The organism is Pseudomonas sp. CFBP 13711, assembly GCF_014842265.1.
Taxonomy (GTDB): Bacteria; Pseudomonadota; Gammaproteobacteria; order Pseudomonadales; family Pseudomonadaceae; genus Aquipseudomonas.
Map to the genome: position 1 here is coordinate 117,942 of NZ_JACYVI010000002.1, position 14,047 is coordinate 131,988.

The window sequence follows — 14,047 nt, forward strand, 5'->3', positions numbered from 1 at the left end:
AAGGCTCTTCCCCTATTTATGACGTTTAACACCGAACCCCGAGCGGGGTCCGGTGATTGCCGGGGACTTAGGCCAAAGTGGCTTTAGCTTTCTCGACAATCGCAGCAAACGCCGCTTTTTCGTTCACTGCCAGATCAGCCAGAACCTTGCGGTCGATCTCGATCGACGCTTTTTTCAGGCCAGCGATGAAACGGCTGTAGGACAGACCGTTGATACGCGCACCAGCGTTGATACGAGCGATCCACAGAGCGCGGAACTGACGTTTTTTCTGACGACGGTCACGGTAGGCGTATTGGCCAGCCTTGATTACCGCTTGCTTGGCAACACGGAATACGCGTGAACGCGCGCCGTAGTAGCCTTTAGCAAGTTTCAGAATTTTTTTGTGACGCTTACGGGCAATGACGCCACGCTTTACACGAGCCATGAGTTAATTCCTCTGTTCTTGATCAAAATTAGCAAAGGCGCAGCATGCGCTTGACTTTTGCCACGTCGGACGGATGCAGCAAGCTGCTTCCACGCAATTGACGCTTACGCTTTGTCGACATTTTGGTCAGGATGTGGCTCTTGAAAGCGTGCTTGTGCTTGATGCCATTCGCGGTTTTCAAAAACCGTTTAGCTGCACCACTTTTAGTCTTCATCTTTGGCATGTTCGGATACTCCGCATTCAGTTGATAAACATAACCGCAAGGCCTGCCGTGCCCTGGTGGTTATTTCTTCTTTTTCGGGGCGATGACCATGATCAGCTGGCGTCCTTCCATCTTAGGATGCTGTTCGACCGAACCGTATTCGAGCAGGTCAGCTTCAACCCGCTTCAACAGCTCCATCCCCAGCTCCTGGTGGGCCATCTCACGACCGCGAAATCTCAAGGAAATCTTGGCCCTGTCCCCGTCACTCAGGAAACGTACCAGGTTGCGTAGTTTTACCTGGTAATCCCCTTCCTCCGTCCCTGGACGAAACTTGATTTCTTTAACCTGGATCTGCTTCTGATTTTTCTTGGCGGCAGCAACCTGTTTCTTCTTCTCGAAGATCGATTTGCCGTAGTCCATCAGTTTGCAAACAGGGGGTACTGCATCGGCGGAAATTTCCACCAGATCCAGTTTGGCCTCTTCAGCCTTAAGAAGCGCGTCTTCAATTGACACAATCCCAAGCTGCTCACCCTCAGCCCCAATTAAACGAACCTCACGTGCCGAGATATTCTCGTTGATCGGGGCTTTCGGTGCAGCTCGTTTATCTTGTCTCATTTCACGCTTAATAATAATTACTCCGAATCTTGGCGACCACGCCGGGAAACCGCTTGTGCAAGGAACTCCGAGAACTGGGCGACCGTCATCGAGCCAAGGTCTGCGCCTTCACGTGTACGCACAGCGACAGTTTGTGTTTCAACCTCCCGATCCCCAATCACCAGGAGATACGGAATTTTGAGCAACGTATGCTCGCGGATTTTAAAGCCGATCTTTTCATTTCTCAAGTCGGACTTGGCACGGAATCCGCTTTGCGCCAATGTTTTTTCCACCTCAAGGGCAAAATCAGCCTGTTTATCAGTGATATTCATGATCACTGCTTGAGTTGGAGCAAGCCACGCAGGGAAGGCGCCTTCGTAATGCTCGATCAGGATTCCGATGAAGCGCTCGAAGGAGCCAAGGATTGCGCGGTGCAACATGACCGGGTGCTTGCGACCGTTGTCTTCCGACACGAATTCGGCGCCCAGACGGATCGGCAGGTTGAAATCGAGCTGCAGAGTACCGCATTGCCAGACGCGACCCAAGCAATCCTTGAGAGAAAATTCGATCTTCGGACCGTAGAACGCGCCCTCGCCCGGTTGCAGATCGTACGGCAGACCCGCGCTGTCAAGGGCTGCAGCCAGTGCAGACTCGGCGCGATCCCACAATTCATCGGAACCGACACGCTTCTCAGGACGGGTCGACAGCTTCATTTCGATGTCTTTGAAACCGAAATCGGCGTAGACGGCCATGGTCAGCTTGATGAATGCGGCTGATTCAGCCTGCATCTGTTCTTCGGTGCAGAAGATATGCGCGTCATCCTGGGTGAACGCCCGCACGCGCATGATGCCGTGCAGCGCACCCGAAGGTTCGTTGCGGTGGCAGGCGCCGAATTCGGCCAGACGCAGCGGCAACTCGCGGTAGCTTTTCAGGCCCTGATTGAACACCTGCACGTGGCACGGGCAATTCATCGGCTTGATGGCGTAGTCGCGGTTTTCCGACTCGGTGGTGAACATGTTCTCGGCGTAGTTCGCCCAGTGCCCGGACTTCTCCCACAGGGAGCGGTCGACAACCTGCGGCGTCTTGATCTCGAGGTAGCCGTTTTCGCGCTGGGTCTTGCGCATGTATTGCTCAAGAACCTGGTAGAGCGTCCAGCCGTTCGGGTGCCAGAACACCATGCCCGGCGCTTCTTCCTGGGTATGGAACAGGCCCAGGCGCTTGCCGATCTTGCGGTGATCGCGTTTTTCGGCTTCTTCGATGCGCTGGATGTAAGCCGCCAGCTGCTTCTTGTCCGCCCACGCCGTGCCGTAAACGCGCTGCAACTGCTCGTTCTTGGCATCGCCGCGCCAGTACGCACCGGACAGCTTGGTCAATTTGAATGACTTCAGAAAACGGGTGTTCGGCACGTGCGGACCGCGGCACATGTCGACGTATTCTTCGTGGTAGTACAGGCCCATGGCCTGCTCGTTCGGCATGTCTTCGACCAGACGCAGCTTGTAGTCTTCGCCACGGGCCGTGAACACTTCGATCACTTCCGCGCGCGGCGTGACCTTCTTGATGACGTCGTAATACTTTTCGATCAGCTGCTGCATGCGCTGCTCGATCGCCGCCATGTCGTCCGGCGTGAAAGGACGCTCATAAGCGATGTCGTAATAGAAGCCATCATCGATGACCGGGCCGATCACCATCTTTGCAGTCGGATAGAGCTGCTTGACGGCATGGCCGACCAGGTGCGCGCATGAGTGACGAATGATCTCCAGGCCTTCCTGATCCTTGGGGGTGATGATTTGCAGGCTCGCATCGGTATCGATGATGTCGCTGGCGTCAACCAGTTGACCGTTGACCTTGCCGGCCACGGTGGCTTTGGCCAGGCCCGCACCAATGGATGCTGCGACCTCGGCAACGGATACCGGGTGATCGAAAGAACGTTGACTGCCGTCGGGAAGAGTAATAGTTGGCATGGCGCCTCCTCTCCTAGTGGTGACCCCTACCAAAGGTCACGTGGGTGGGATAGAGCCAGTACGCGATTCGGTGGTATGCCTGCCTCACAGTGGCAGGAGCCCGAAGGCCAACCTGAAGACCGAACCAGAGTGACTGGAACTTACGAAATCGACAGAACTTGCAGCAGGGCAACGGGGCCCCGCGAGATGCGAGCTAATCTGCAGGCGCGCATGCTATCACAGCGTTACCGCAGGGTCAGCTAAACGGTGGTGGGCGCTGCACGGGGATCGGCAAATGAACCGAGACGCAGCGGCGCCACGGAACTGGTGCGCTTCAGGGGCCTCAGATTATCGGTAGTACCTGTTCAAGGCCTGACACCTCGACGGCCACCGACAAAAAGGAATCCACCATGAAGCTTCTACGCGTTGCCGCCCTTCTCGCCCCGCTTGCCCTGACACTGCCCCTCAGCGCTCATGCCGCGATGGATGCGAAAACCAAGACCAGCTACATGAACGAATGCACCACCGCAGCCACCCAGAGCAATCCATCGATGGACGCCAGTGCAGTGAAGGCGCATTGCGAGTGCGGCGCTCAACAAATCAACCAGAACTTCTCGGACAAGGAGATCGCGTCGCTCAATGACAAAACGACGCCTCCCAGTACCGATATGACCTCTCGTCTGCAGGCGGCGGTGAGCAAAAATTGCCTGAATGGCAAAAAATAAAAAATTTACATTTCCTTGATGCCCCAGACCGGGGCGTAAAGAAGGACCTATCGACCGACACCCTGAAGCCCGCGAATTCAGCGGGTTTCAGGAGTTGAAGAAGGGTTCGCCGCTGAACGCGCCGACCGGGCTAAACAGGCCTACGGGGCCCATTTGGGGCGTTATATCGAAGATGCTGACGCAAAGTTCTAATCGAAAAAGTCCAGCATTCACACAATTCGACTATGATAGCGCTCGTGTGCCCAGTTGGCCTGAGCAACACAGCACTACTGAAAATTATGTTCCTGGAGATACACCATGTCTAATCGCCAATCCGGCACCGTAAAATGGTTCAACGATGAAAAAGGCTTCGGCTTCATCACCCCACAGGGTGGCGGCGACGACCTTTTTGTACATTTCAAAGCCATTGAATCCGACGGTTTCAAAAGCTTGAAAGAAGGCCAGACTGTTTCCTTCGTGGCTGAGAAAGGCCAAAAGGGCATGCAAGCTGCTCAGGTTCGCGCGGAGTAATCCCAGCGATCTGAAAAAACCCCGTCACTGACGGGGTTTTTTTATGCCTGCAGTTCCGTAATGCGCTGACGTTAACCGCAATTGACGCGGTTCACTTTCCCTGAATCATCGGTGTTCAGGTTCAGACGGTCCGAGCGGTATTCCAGTGTCACGATGTCGTTGGGCCCGAGCACTCTGGCGGTCTGCGCGCCTGCCTTGGCCTTCGCCTGGTCCAGCAATGCCGCTGACGCCGGCTTGCCGACAGCGAACTGCACCGCTGCCGTGTCACAACGGGCATAACCATCAGCGGAACTGGCCGGGGAACTGGCGACGCTCTCCTCAGGCTGGCTCGAAGACTCCGACGTGCTGCTGCAACCGGCCAGCAGCGCTACGGCGAGCACCAGACCCGATGATGCGTATTTCCAGGGCATACAACCTCCTAACGTTTAACTAAAGCAGAACCTCTGCGACAGCGGTCCAGCGGCTTCGTTTCGCCACGCGCAAGCCAAGGCATGTCGAGTACAGCGCAGGAGTCTGCCCGAGGCATCGCCTGCCCGGCGCATTCAATCGTGACAAAACGTTTAAGGCACGCCCGCAGGACGGGCTAAACAGGCGGGCGCGAGTCAATAGACGTCGACGTAATCGGTGGTGGGATTGGCCCAGTTGTCCCGCAGGGCGTTGTAGATCTGCGTCACCCATACGGCATCGCTGGCAGCCACCGGGCCCACGCACCCGGAACCGGCCGCCCAGGTCTCCAGACGAAACAGCAGTCCGCGGATGTCGACGCCGCCCACCGCGTCACTGGAAACCCACGCACGGCCGTCGCGACCGACGCGCAGCTGGTTGTGCACGCCATCCCGCGCCGCCGCGATCATTTGCCGGACAGCGTCGTGGGTAAAGGAATCGGGACTATTGAGGTCGATAGACACAGTTTTGCACCTTGATTGCTCTGCGCCCCGCAGCGGGATGCCACGCGGCGCAGCACTGCAGATTTACTTCAAAAGACCAAGGCGCTGAGTCAACAGGTCAAAAAAGCCCTGGGCATCGCCGTTTTCGACCCAGAACACATTTTTGTTCTGAGCGAGGGTGTCGTACCAGTCGGCAATGGTCTGGCCGTGGGTCACACCCTCACGGTTATCGATCGCCAGATTGACCTGTCTGCCGCTAAACAGCTCCGGCTTGATCAGCCAGGCAATCACGCTCGCATCATGTACCGGCCCGCCGGGCAGGCCGTAATGGACCATATCAGCCTTGACGTACTCGTTGAGGATACCGCTGACCAGCTTGCCAGCCTGATTGTTCAGACCGTCGATCTGCTCGATGCGCGCTTCGCTGGTGAGGATCTTGTGGGTGACATCCAGCGGCACGTAGGTCAGCTTCACGCCGCTGTCCAGGACAACCTTCGCCGCATCGGGGTCGGCGTAGATATTGAATTCGGCCACTGGAGTGATGTTGCCACCGTTGAAGTGGGCGCCGCCCATCACCACGACTTCCTTGATGCCCTGGGTGATCTCCGGCGCCTGACTCAGCGCGAGCGCCAGATTGGTCTGCGGCCCGAGCATGGCGATGGTGATGCTGTGGGGCGCAGCTTTCTTCAGGGTGTCGACCAGGTACTGCACGGCATTGCCTTCAGCCAACGGCTTCTTCGGCTCATGCACTTCCACGCCCGGCAGTCCTTCCTTGCCGTGGATGTTCTCGGCGTAGATCGGCGTGCGCACCAGTGGCTTGCCGGCACCGGCGTACACCGGCACTTCTTCCCGGCCAGCCCATTCCCGAGCCAGCCGGGCATTACGCGACGTCTTGTCGATGCGCACGTTGCCCGCCACGGTGGTGATCGCCATGACGTTGAGTTCTTGCGGCGACGCCAGCGCCAGGAGCAGTGCGACGACGTCATCGGCGCCCGGGTCGGTGTCGATGATCACGTCGCGCTTCTCGGCGGCATGCACCGACGTGGCGGATAAAATGGCCAACAGCGCGGCACTCCTGATCAGTCCGGTGAAAAAATGACGGGTTGTATTCATGGGAACTCCTTGTTCCTGACGGCTGAAAATAAAAAACCGGCGCTAAAAAACCACGCCCGCCACGAGCGCGATGTTGGTGTAGGGCTGGCATTCGCCGGTGCGGATGATAGCCCGAGCGCCGCGGCTGAGCTGTTTCAATGCCTCATGACTCACCAGGCGTTGCTCACCGAGGCTGCCCGAGGCCTGCAAGCTCGAAACGGTGGCCAACGCTGGCGGTTGTTTCGACAGCATCTCTTCGGCGAGGACGTGACTCTCGACCTGCATTTCAGTCAGCACCACATTCAGCACGCTGAGAAAATCGGGCACACCATGGGTCAGGGCCAGATCGATCAGCTCCACGCCAGCCGGGACGGGCATGCCCGCGTCGACGATCATCAGGATGTCGCCGTGGCCGAGAGACGCGATGGCGCGGGACAAGGCAATGTTGAGCAGTGGGTTTTTTTTCATGATGAATGCCCTTGTGCTGCAGAGGCCTGAACCTCGGCAAATGTCGGAATGGAAGGTTGGGCGCCGGAACGGGTCACGGACAGCGCCGCTGCGACCTGACCGAAGCGAATGGCGTCCGACTCGGATTTGCCATCGGCCAGCGCCGCCGCGAAGCCGCCGACAAAGGTATCGCCTGCCGCCGTGGTGTCAACGGGCTGCACTTTGGGTGCCGGGAAGTGCTCGGAGCGCGACGCGCTGGCGAACAAGGCGCCCTGCTCGCCCAGCGTCACGATCACCTTGCTGACGCCGGCTTTAAGCAGTGCTGATGCAGCGGCGTCTGCGCTGGCGGTGCTGTCGACGGGCAAACCGGTCAGCGCGGTGGCCTCGCTTTCATTCGGGATCAGGTAATCGATCCAGGCGAACCACTCGGCCGGCAGCGGGCCACTGGCCGGCGCCGGGTTGAGGATGACGGTCTTGCCCAGTTCGTGGCCGCGCTTGAGCACGTGGCCGACGGTGTCGAGCGGCACTTCAAGCTGGCAGATGATGACTTCGGCCCCGGACAACAACGCATCGAAGCTGTCCACCACGGACGCGGTGACGTGGCCGTTGCCGCCGGCCACGATCACGATAGCGTTCTGGCTGCTGTCATCGACGACGATCAGCGCAACGCCGGTGGACTCGCAGGAGACCGGGGTCACTGCCTGGCAATCGATGCCTTCGGCCAGCAGCGCGGTGCGAAGCTGTTCGCCGTAGGCATCATCGCCGACGCACCCGATCATGGCGACACTGGCGCCCAGTCGTGCCGCCGCTACCGCCTGATTGGCGCCCTTGCCGCCCGGCACGGTGACGAACGACTGCCCGGCCAGGGTTTCTCCGGCCCGGGGCAAACGCGGCGCGCGCGTCACCAGGTCCATGTTCAGGCTGCCCACTATCACTACTTTTGCTTGCATGACGTCTACTCTTCAGAACGCTTTCTAGACCGGGCGGAGCGCTCGGCTTAACGAAATTCGGTAAATACCTGGGGTGGAGGCGCTGTGGATTCGCGCAGCACGATACTCGGCGCAACGACCAGGTGTTCGACAGCGGTTTCGCCCCGCGAGGAGATCCGCCGCAGCAGCATCTCGGCAGCGCGCTCGCCCAGTTGCAGAATGGATTGGCCGACGGTGGTCAGGGCCGGGTAAACGTATTGGCTCATCTGGATGTCGTCGAAGCCGATGACCGATAGGTCCGCCGGGACCCGCACGTTCCGCTCGGCAGCAGCGCGCAACACGCCGATGCCGACCATGTCGTTGGCCGCAAAAATCGCCGTCGGCGGATCCTGCTCCAGCAGTTTCACCGCAGCAAGATAGCCACTGGGGCCGGTGAAATCGCTTTCTACCACCCAGCTTTCCGGCACGTCGACCGACGCTTCCTGCATCGCCCGGTGATAGCCCGCCAGACGCATCTTCGCCACGCTGGTCTGCGCCGGGCCGCAGATACAGGCGATTTTCCGGTGGCCCAGGGACAGCAAATGCGACGTCGCCAGATACGCGCCCAGCTCATGGTCGATGCGCACCAAGTCAGCCGTTACGCCATCCAGATCGCGGTCGACGATGACCAGCGGCGTGCGTACTGCGGACAAGCCCTCGACGAGGCTGTCTCCGCCGCCCACCGACGACACGATCAGGCCGTCGACGCGTTTTTCCAGCAGCACGCGCAGGTAGCTGCGCTGCTTGTCGGGGTTGTCATCGGAGTTGCAGAGGATCACGCAGAAACCGTTGCGCTCGCAGTAATCCTCGATGCCCCGTGCCAGTTCGGCGAAGTACGGGTTGATGCCGTTGGGAATCAACAGGCCGATGGTCGCCGTGGCCTTGGCCTTGAGCGACCGCGCAACGGCGCTGGGCACATAGTCCAGCTGCACGATGGCGGCTTCGACCTTCTTTCGTACTTCTTCGCTGACCGGTCGGGTGCGGTTAAGGACATGGGACACCGTGGTGTAGGAAATCCCGGCAATCGCCGCTACGTCCTTGATGGTTGCCATGTCAGCCGCGCCGCCGCGCGCGATTGCTGCGGTAGGTGTCGAGGACCACTGCAACGACGATTACAGCACCGGTGATGATGCGTTTGGTTGGCTCGGTCGCGCCGATCTGCGCCAGCCCTGCAGCCAGGACCGAGATGATCAGCACGCCGAAGAAGGTGCTGATCACCGAACCGCGCCCGCCCATCAGGCTGGTGCCGCCGATGACCACCGCCGCAATCACTTGCAGTTCGAGCCCGGAACCGGCGTTAGGGTCAGCGGCTTCCAGGCGCGAAATCTGGAACAGCGCGGCAACGCCCGCCAGCAGGCCCATCAGCGAGAACACCAGGATCTTGTAGGGCTTGGGATTGATGCCCGCCAGACGCACGGCTTCCTCGTTGGTGCCGATGCCGATCAGGTAGCGGCCAAACACGGTGCGCGTCAGCACGGCCTGGGCGGCGAAGATGACGATCAGCGCGATGACGAACGACGGCGAGATGCCAAAGGCAAAGGGGTTGGACAGCCACGCAAAGGAGTCGCCTATGTACGCGGTGCGCGAGTCGGTCAGCTGATACGCCACGCCGCGGGCCATTTCCAGCACGCCGAGGGACACGATGAACGAGGGAATGCGCCACGCCACGGTGATCGAGCCGGTCAGGGTACCGGCCGCCGTTGCGCAGGCGATGCCCAGCAACGCCGACGGAAACACGCCCCAGCCCCAGCCGAGCATGGCCACACTGACCGCCGACGCAGCCAGCGCCAGCACCGACCCCACCGACAGGTCGATGCCACCGATGATCAGGATGAAGGTCATGCCGACCGCCAGCACCATCAGGTCGGGAATCTGGTTGGCCAGAGTGCTGAAGGTTTCGTACGACAGGAAATGATCGCTGAGCAACGAGAACAACACGATCATCGCCAGCAATGCGCCCGCCAGCCCCAGGTAAGTGCCCAGGCCGAAGTAGTTGCCGCTGCGCTTGCTCGGAGACGGCAGCGCGGCAGGAGAAGTAGAAGTTTTCATCAGTCGATCCTGGGCGCGGCTTCAGACAGCAGCGCGTCACGTTTTTGATAGCCCGCGAAGGCAGCGGCAAGCAGTTCGTCTTGGGTCCAGGTGTCACGCTCGAAGGTGTCGATCAGGCGCCCGGCAGACAGCACGCCGATGCGGTCGCAGATCAGCATCAGCTCGCGCAGATCACTGGACACCACCACCAACGCCCTGCCCTGACGGGTCAGTTCACCCAGCAGCGCGTAGATGTCGAACTTGGCGCCGACGTCGATGCCGCGGGTGGGCTCGTCGAACAACATCACCTGGCAATCGCGCTCCAGCCAGCGGCCGATCACGACCTTCTGCTGGTTGCCGCCCGACAGCTCCGACACCAGTTGCGTCGGACTGGAACTGCGAATGCGCATGGCGCCCACCTGACGCTGAGCCAGAGCGATCTCCGAGTTGCCGTTGACCACGCCGGCACTGGAAATGGCTTCCATGTTGCCCAGTGCAATGTTGGCGCTGATCGATTGCGACAGCAGCAACCCCTCGCCCTTGCGGTCTTCGGTGATCAAGGCAATGCCATGACCCACGGCGTCCACCGGCGACTTGATCTGCACGCTGCGCAGCGGGCTGCCGACTTCGATGCTGCCGCTGTCGGCCACGTCCGCGCCGTAGATCAGCCGCAGCAACTCGGTACGTCCGGCGCCGATCAGCCCGGATATGCCGAAAATTTCACCGGCCCGGACATCGAAGGAAACGTCGCGGACCTTGTCGGTGCGGCTCAAGCCTCTGACCGACAGCGCCACCGCGCCGATCTTGCGCTCGCCCAGATCAATCTTCTCGCCCAGTTCACGGCCCACCATCAGCGTGACCAGTTGCTCGCTGTTGTAATTGGCCATGAAGTCGACGCAGACCAGCTTGCCGTCACGCAGCACGGCGATGCGCTGGGCAACGCGGGCGAGTTCTTCCAGGCGGTGAGAGATGTAGATGATGGAAACGCCACGGTCCTGAAGACGCGTGATCTGCTCGAAGAGCATTTCCACCTCGCGCGCCGTGAGCATCGCCGTTGGCTCGTCGAGGATCAACACATGGCAGTCGCCAATCAGGTTGCGGGCGATTTCGACCATCTGTTGATGGCCAATGCCCAGTTCGCTGACCAGCGTGTCCGGGTCAATGGCCTCAAGGCCGACCTGGGCCATGGCCTTGATCGCATCTTCGCGCAGCTTGCGGCGATTGATGAAACCGGCGCGGCTGGGCAGGTTGTCGAGAAACAGGTTTTCCGCCACCGAAAGCGTCGGCAGCAGATTGAGTTCTTGCATGACCATGCGCACGCCGAGCTTTTCGGCCTGGGTGCGACTGCCAGGCTGGTAGGGGTGCCCCTGAAACTGCATCTGGCCGGTGGTCGGTGTGACCAGCCCGCCGATGATTTTCGACAGCGTGCTTTTGCCGGCGCCGTTTTCCCCGGTCAAGGCCAGCACTTCCCCGCGCATCAGCGTCAGGTCGATGTCACCGAGTACAGGTTGGGCGTAGGTTTTGCCAATACCACTGACAGATAGAACAGCGGCCTGAGCAGACGCTGACATAACGATCTCCACGCACCTGCCCTCACGGGCAGGCGGTACATATTTGGACAACTGCGGGTTTGGAATGTGTTGACTGAGCAACCAGGCCGGCTTACTGCGGCTTGGTTACCAGCTCGACCGGGGTTTCGATCACGCCGTTGGTGATCTCGAGCTTCTCGCCCTTGACCATCTTCAGGGCGGTGTCGATACCGAACACGGCCTGACGCGCCGCGAACTGGTCAGCGGTGGCCAGAATGCGGCCGTCTTTCAGCATCGGCTTGATGGCATTGATGTTGTCGTAGCCGACCACCTGAACCTTGCCCGCCTTGCCTGCCGCACGTACTGCCGAGACAGCGCCCAGCGCCATGCTGTCGTTGCCGGCCAGCAGCGCTTTCAGGTTCGGGTATTCGTTGAGCATGGCGGACGCAACAGCGTTGCCCTTGTCGATTTCCCAGTTACCCGACTGCGTGGAAACGATTTTCATCTGCGCAGCGTCCATCGCGTCCTTGAAACCCGCGGTGCGTTGCTGCGCGTTGGTGGTGGTCGGAACGCCTTCGATGATCCCGACTTCATCACCTGCCGTCAGTTGCTTGGCCAGGTAGTCACCCACCAGCTTGGCGCCCTTGCGGTTGTTCGGGCCTACGAACGGCACTTCCATGCCCTTGCTTTTCAGCACGTCGGCGTCAAGCTGGTTGTCGATGTTGACGACTTTGATGCCCGCGTCCATGGCCTTCTTCAGGACCGACGCCAAGGCCTTGGAATCGGCCGGGGCGATGACCAGCGCGTCGACTTTCTTGACGATCATCTGGTTGACGATGTCGATCTGCGCGGCCGTGTCGGACTCGTTCTTGATGCCGTTGGAAATCAGGTCAAAGTCAGCGGAATGTTCTTTTTGATAGACCTTGGCGCCGTCTTCCATGGTCAGGAAGAATTCGTTGGCGAGGGATTTCATCACCAGCGCGACGGTCGGCTTTTTAGCGTCGTCGGCAAAGGCGGATGAGAGAGGCAGGGTTGCAGCGGAAGCGGTGAGCATGGCAACAGCAAGAAGGCGTGCAGCGAAGGGCAGCTTCATGGAATCACTCCGACATTATGATTGTTGTTATCGGCAGCGTTTACGCGTCGGGGGAGGCATCGACGAAATCGCAAACGTTTGCGTGAGCGAAACTATGGGAACCGTTCAAGGATTTGTCAACTGTGCAAAGCGGTGAAAAGAGGCGGGCCGTGTGTTGCCCTGCTCCTCCGATCACCGTTGCAGCGCTGGCGGCCTGCACCCTGAATCGGAGGATAGAAAGGAAGGGTGAATCGTGCCTCGGTTGTCGTGAGCCTTACTGAGGAATTACGCGCGTTCCTGATAGGCGGTCGTACGTCGGCTGGCTGAGTGGAGCTTCAAGTCTTCTTTGAGCGTGGCTATGAGGTTGGCGATGGCGCGGCTGGAGTTGAGCGAGCTGACCGGAATACCCCCGGCCAAGAGATCGGCGTGGCCCCGCTCGCGGTCAAAAATCTGCACCATTATTTGGTCGTTGGCATCGATGGTGCATTTGCACTTGGCAGGCAGAAAACCTGATTCGACGATATGGCAGAGTTCAAGTGTAGAGATCATGGCAAATTTCCTTATTTAGTTATGCACGGTGGATGTCGCCAGGTTCCATCAATTCCGCGAGTTTCACAGGAATGGGACGAACGGGCATGACTTGGCTCACGAGGGACACGTCCCAAGGGTCATTCAACGGGATTGCCTGGCCTCGTAATCAGACAAACGCTGCGTATACGACCTGCTGGATGGCGTAAATGCCGCGGGTTTGACTGGTTAATGAACGCGTCAAGCCAGTAAGCTGGGCGCCTTCAAAATGGCCATTCGCCAATATCCTTGAGCGGCAGTGAACTAATCTGGCCCGCGACGGCCAGAGGGGCTCGCACTGCAACACGGCAGTCGCTGCACAAGCAAGATTTCTAAAGTATTCGGAGCGCATGATGGGTCGGGCAAACAACGAGTTTGAGTTCTGGTGGGGCACGTCGGGGCCTTGGGTCGAGCCACCAAACGTGCGCCGCAACGGCACCAGCGGTGTGCAACGCGTTGTGCATGACGGCAAGACGCTTTACGTGAAACGCCAGACGGGCCACCTGTTTCGCAGCTTCCGTTACCCGACAGGTCGCCCGACTGCACTGCGTGAGGGCATTGCGCTGACAAAACTCGAGGAACTGGGCGTCAACGCACCACGACCTGTTTTTTATGGCGCACGCAAGGTTGCGGGTGTATGGCAAGGCGTTCTGGTGACCAAGGATCTGGGCGGTTTCATCGATCTTGATACCTGGTATGCCCAGGGCGGTGCCAGCACCTTGAGCGTCGAGCAACATCAGCGACTCTTCAAGCGCCTGGCCGAGACCCTGGCAAAGATGCACCTGGGCAAGTGGCAGCATGGCTGCATGCGCTCCAAGCACATCTTCATCAAGGCGACGGTCACCGAGACGCGTTTTGATTTTGAGCTAGCGCTGCTGGATCTGGAAAAATCCCACGGCCGGATCACCACCCTGGGCGCGGCGCGTCACGACATTCCGCAGCTTAGAAGGCACTCATTCTGGGACGAATCCCAGTGGCAGTATTTCCTGTCGTGCTACGAACAGGCCATCGGCCGAGCCGTTTAGGCGAAGCAGCCACTCTTCATGCCGTTGCAGCACCTGG

General features: G+C 59.5%; 17 protein-coding genes. 3 read left to right on the forward strand and 14 right to left on the reverse strand.

All coding sequences use genetic code 11. From position 1 onward, the window contains the following. Window positions 1-67: 67 nt before the first annotated feature. Genes rplT through thrS form a run of 4 tightly spaced genes read right to left on the reverse strand, consistent with a single transcriptional unit; the run spans window position 68 to window position 3,181 of the window. A complete protein-coding gene (rplT, locus tag IFT47_RS05470) occupies window positions 68-424 on the reverse strand; it encodes a 50S ribosomal protein L20 (protein WP_007905879.1) in 357 nt (118 codons plus the stop codon). A gap of 28 nt (window positions 425-452) precedes the next feature. Further along, window positions 453-647, reverse strand: coding sequence for a 50S ribosomal protein L35 (gene rpmI / locus IFT47_RS05475; RefSeq protein ID WP_003442181.1), 195 nt, complete (start codon window positions 645-647; stop codon window positions 453-455). A gap of 60 nt (window positions 648-707) precedes the next feature. Next, window positions 708-1,259 carry a translation initiation factor IF-3 gene (gene infC / locus IFT47_RS05480; RefSeq protein WP_172613086.1) on the reverse strand — a complete coding sequence of 184 codons (552 nt, stop codon included), beginning with the start codon at window positions 1,257-1,259 and terminating at the stop codon, window positions 708-710. Next, window positions 1,259-3,181 (reverse strand): threonine--tRNA ligase, encoded by a 1,923-nt coding sequence (gene thrS / locus IFT47_RS05485; RefSeq protein WP_192171983.1) that lies wholly within the window; start codon window positions 3,179-3,181, stop codon window positions 1,259-1,261. Before thrS ends, infC begins: the two co-directional genes overlap by 1 nt. A gap of 389 nt (window positions 3,182-3,570) precedes the next feature. Here thrS and IFT47_RS05490 point away from each other — a divergent pair, with 389 nt between their 5' ends. Together IFT47_RS05490 and IFT47_RS05495 are read left to right on the forward strand one after the other, a co-directional pair. Continuing rightward, window positions 3,571-3,885, forward strand: coding sequence for a hypothetical protein (locus tag IFT47_RS05490; protein ID WP_133771120.1), 315 nt, complete (start codon window positions 3,571-3,573; stop codon window positions 3,883-3,885). Window positions 3,886-4,182: 297 nt separating this feature from the next. After that, window positions 4,183-4,395, forward strand: a complete 213-nt coding sequence (locus tag IFT47_RS05495) for a cold-shock protein (RefSeq protein ID WP_065991529.1) — start codon at window positions 4,183-4,185, stop codon at window positions 4,393-4,395. Between the two features lie 71 nt (window positions 4,396-4,466). On the opposite strand, the gene IFT47_RS05500 is transcribed toward IFT47_RS05495, so the two are convergent. From IFT47_RS05500 to IFT47_RS05545, 10 genes are all read right to left on the reverse strand, one after another. Continuing rightward, the gene (locus tag IFT47_RS05500) at window positions 4,467-4,805 is read right to left on the reverse strand and encodes an I78 family peptidase inhibitor (protein ID WP_192171984.1); all 339 of its coding nucleotides are present in this window, start codon (window positions 4,803-4,805) and stop codon (window positions 4,467-4,469) included. Between the two features lie 192 nt (window positions 4,806-4,997). Beyond that, window positions 4,998-5,303 carry a hypothetical protein gene (locus IFT47_RS05505; protein WP_192171985.1) on the reverse strand — a complete coding sequence of 102 codons (306 nt, stop codon included), beginning with the start codon at window positions 5,301-5,303 and terminating at the stop codon, window positions 4,998-5,000. Between the two features lie 63 nt (window positions 5,304-5,366). Beyond that, window positions 5,367-6,395, reverse strand: coding sequence for a nucleoside hydrolase (locus tag IFT47_RS05510; protein ID WP_192171986.1), 1,029 nt, complete (start codon window positions 6,393-6,395; stop codon window positions 5,367-5,369). A 42-nt stretch (window positions 6,396-6,437) separates the two neighbouring features. Next, entirely contained in the window at window positions 6,438-6,842 is a 405-nt protein-coding gene (rbsD, locus tag IFT47_RS05515; protein ID WP_192171987.1) for a D-ribose pyranase, read from the reverse strand. Further along, window positions 6,839-7,771, reverse strand: coding sequence for a ribokinase (rbsK, locus tag IFT47_RS05520; RefSeq protein WP_192171988.1), 933 nt, complete (start codon window positions 7,769-7,771; stop codon window positions 6,839-6,841). The genes rbsD and rbsK overlap by 4 nt, the downstream gene beginning before the upstream one ends. A 47-nt stretch (window positions 7,772-7,818) precedes the next feature. Continuing rightward, window positions 7,819-8,841: a LacI family DNA-binding transcriptional regulator gene (locus tag IFT47_RS05525; protein ID WP_192171989.1), complete on the reverse strand. Its 1,023-nt coding sequence runs from the start codon at window positions 8,839-8,841 to the stop codon at window positions 7,819-7,821. Between the two features lies 1 nt (window position 8,842). Next, complete coding sequence (locus IFT47_RS05530; RefSeq protein ID WP_407073218.1) at window positions 8,843-9,838, reverse strand: ABC transporter permease; 996 nt, start codon at window positions 9,836-9,838, stop codon at window positions 8,843-8,845. Beyond that, window positions 9,838-11,388: a sugar ABC transporter ATP-binding protein gene (locus tag IFT47_RS05535; RefSeq protein WP_192171990.1), complete on the reverse strand. Its 1,551-nt coding sequence runs from the start codon at window positions 11,386-11,388 to the stop codon at window positions 9,838-9,840. The genes IFT47_RS05530 and IFT47_RS05535 overlap by 1 nt, the downstream gene beginning before the upstream one ends. A gap of 91 nt (window positions 11,389-11,479) precedes the next feature. Next, complete coding sequence (locus tag IFT47_RS05540) at window positions 11,480-12,439, reverse strand: sugar ABC transporter substrate-binding protein (protein WP_192171991.1); 960 nt, start codon at window positions 12,437-12,439, stop codon at window positions 11,480-11,482. Between the two features lie 264 nt (window positions 12,440-12,703). Beyond that, window positions 12,704-12,967: a DUF1652 domain-containing protein gene (locus tag IFT47_RS05545; RefSeq protein ID WP_192171992.1), complete on the reverse strand. Its 264-nt coding sequence runs from the start codon at window positions 12,965-12,967 to the stop codon at window positions 12,704-12,706. Window positions 12,968-13,338: 371 nt separating this feature from the next. On the opposite strand from IFT47_RS05545, the gene IFT47_RS05550 reads away from it, so the two are divergent. After that, on the forward strand, window positions 13,339-14,010 hold the full coding sequence (locus IFT47_RS05550) for a lipopolysaccharide kinase InaA family protein (protein ID WP_192171993.1): 672 nt from the start codon (window positions 13,339-13,341) through the stop codon (window positions 14,008-14,010). Window positions 14,011-14,047 lie beyond the last annotated feature (37 nt).

What these genes read in the sequence shown, in the direction of transcription:
- IFT47_RS05495 (WP_065991529.1), top strand. Translation starts at nt 4,183, where the DNA reads ATGTCTAATCGCCAATCCGGCACCGTAAAATGGTTCAACGATGAAAAA.
- IFT47_RS05550 (WP_192171993.1), top strand. Translation starts at nt 13,339, where the DNA reads ATGGGTCGGGCAAACAACGAGTTTGAGTTCTGGTGGGGCACGTCGGGG.
- IFT47_RS05525 (WP_192171989.1), bottom strand. Translation starts at nt 8,841, where the DNA reads ATGGCAACCATCAAGGACGTAGCGGCGATTGCCGGGATTTCCTACACC.
- rpmI (WP_003442181.1), bottom strand. Translation starts at nt 647, where the DNA reads ATGCCAAAGATGAAGACTAAAAGTGGTGCAGCTAAACGGTTTTTGAAA.
- IFT47_RS05535 (WP_192171990.1), bottom strand. Translation starts at nt 11,388, where the DNA reads ATGTCAGCGTCTGCTCAGGCCGCTGTTCTATCTGTCAGTGGTATTGGC.
- IFT47_RS05530 (WP_407073218.1), bottom strand. Translation starts at nt 9,838, where the DNA reads ATGAAAACTTCTACTTCTCCTGCCGCGCTGCCGTCTCCGAGCAAGCGC.
- rbsD (WP_192171987.1), bottom strand. Translation starts at nt 6,842, where the DNA reads ATGAAAAAAAACCCACTGCTCAACATTGCCTTGTCCCGCGCCATCGCG.
- IFT47_RS05490 (WP_133771120.1), top strand. Translation starts at nt 3,571, where the DNA reads ATGAAGCTTCTACGCGTTGCCGCCCTTCTCGCCCCGCTTGCCCTGACA.
- IFT47_RS05510 (WP_192171986.1), bottom strand. Translation starts at nt 6,395, where the DNA reads ATGAATACAACCCGTCATTTTTTCACCGGACTGATCAGGAGTGCCGCG.
- IFT47_RS05545 (WP_192171992.1), bottom strand. Translation starts at nt 12,967, where the DNA reads ATGATCTCTACACTTGAACTCTGCCATATCGTCGAATCAGGTTTTCTG.
- rplT (WP_007905879.1), bottom strand. Translation starts at nt 424, where the DNA reads ATGGCTCGTGTAAAGCGTGGCGTCATTGCCCGTAAGCGTCACAAAAAA.
- thrS (WP_192171983.1), bottom strand. Translation starts at nt 3,181, where the DNA reads ATGCCAACTATTACTCTTCCCGACGGCAGTCAACGTTCTTTCGATCAC.
- rbsK (WP_192171988.1), bottom strand. Translation starts at nt 7,771, where the DNA reads ATGCAAGCAAAAGTAGTGATAGTGGGCAGCCTGAACATGGACCTGGTG.
- IFT47_RS05500 (WP_192171984.1), bottom strand. Translation starts at nt 4,805, where the DNA reads ATGCCCTGGAAATACGCATCATCGGGTCTGGTGCTCGCCGTAGCGCTG.
- IFT47_RS05540 (WP_192171991.1), bottom strand. Translation starts at nt 12,439, where the DNA reads ATGAAGCTGCCCTTCGCTGCACGCCTTCTTGCTGTTGCCATGCTCACC.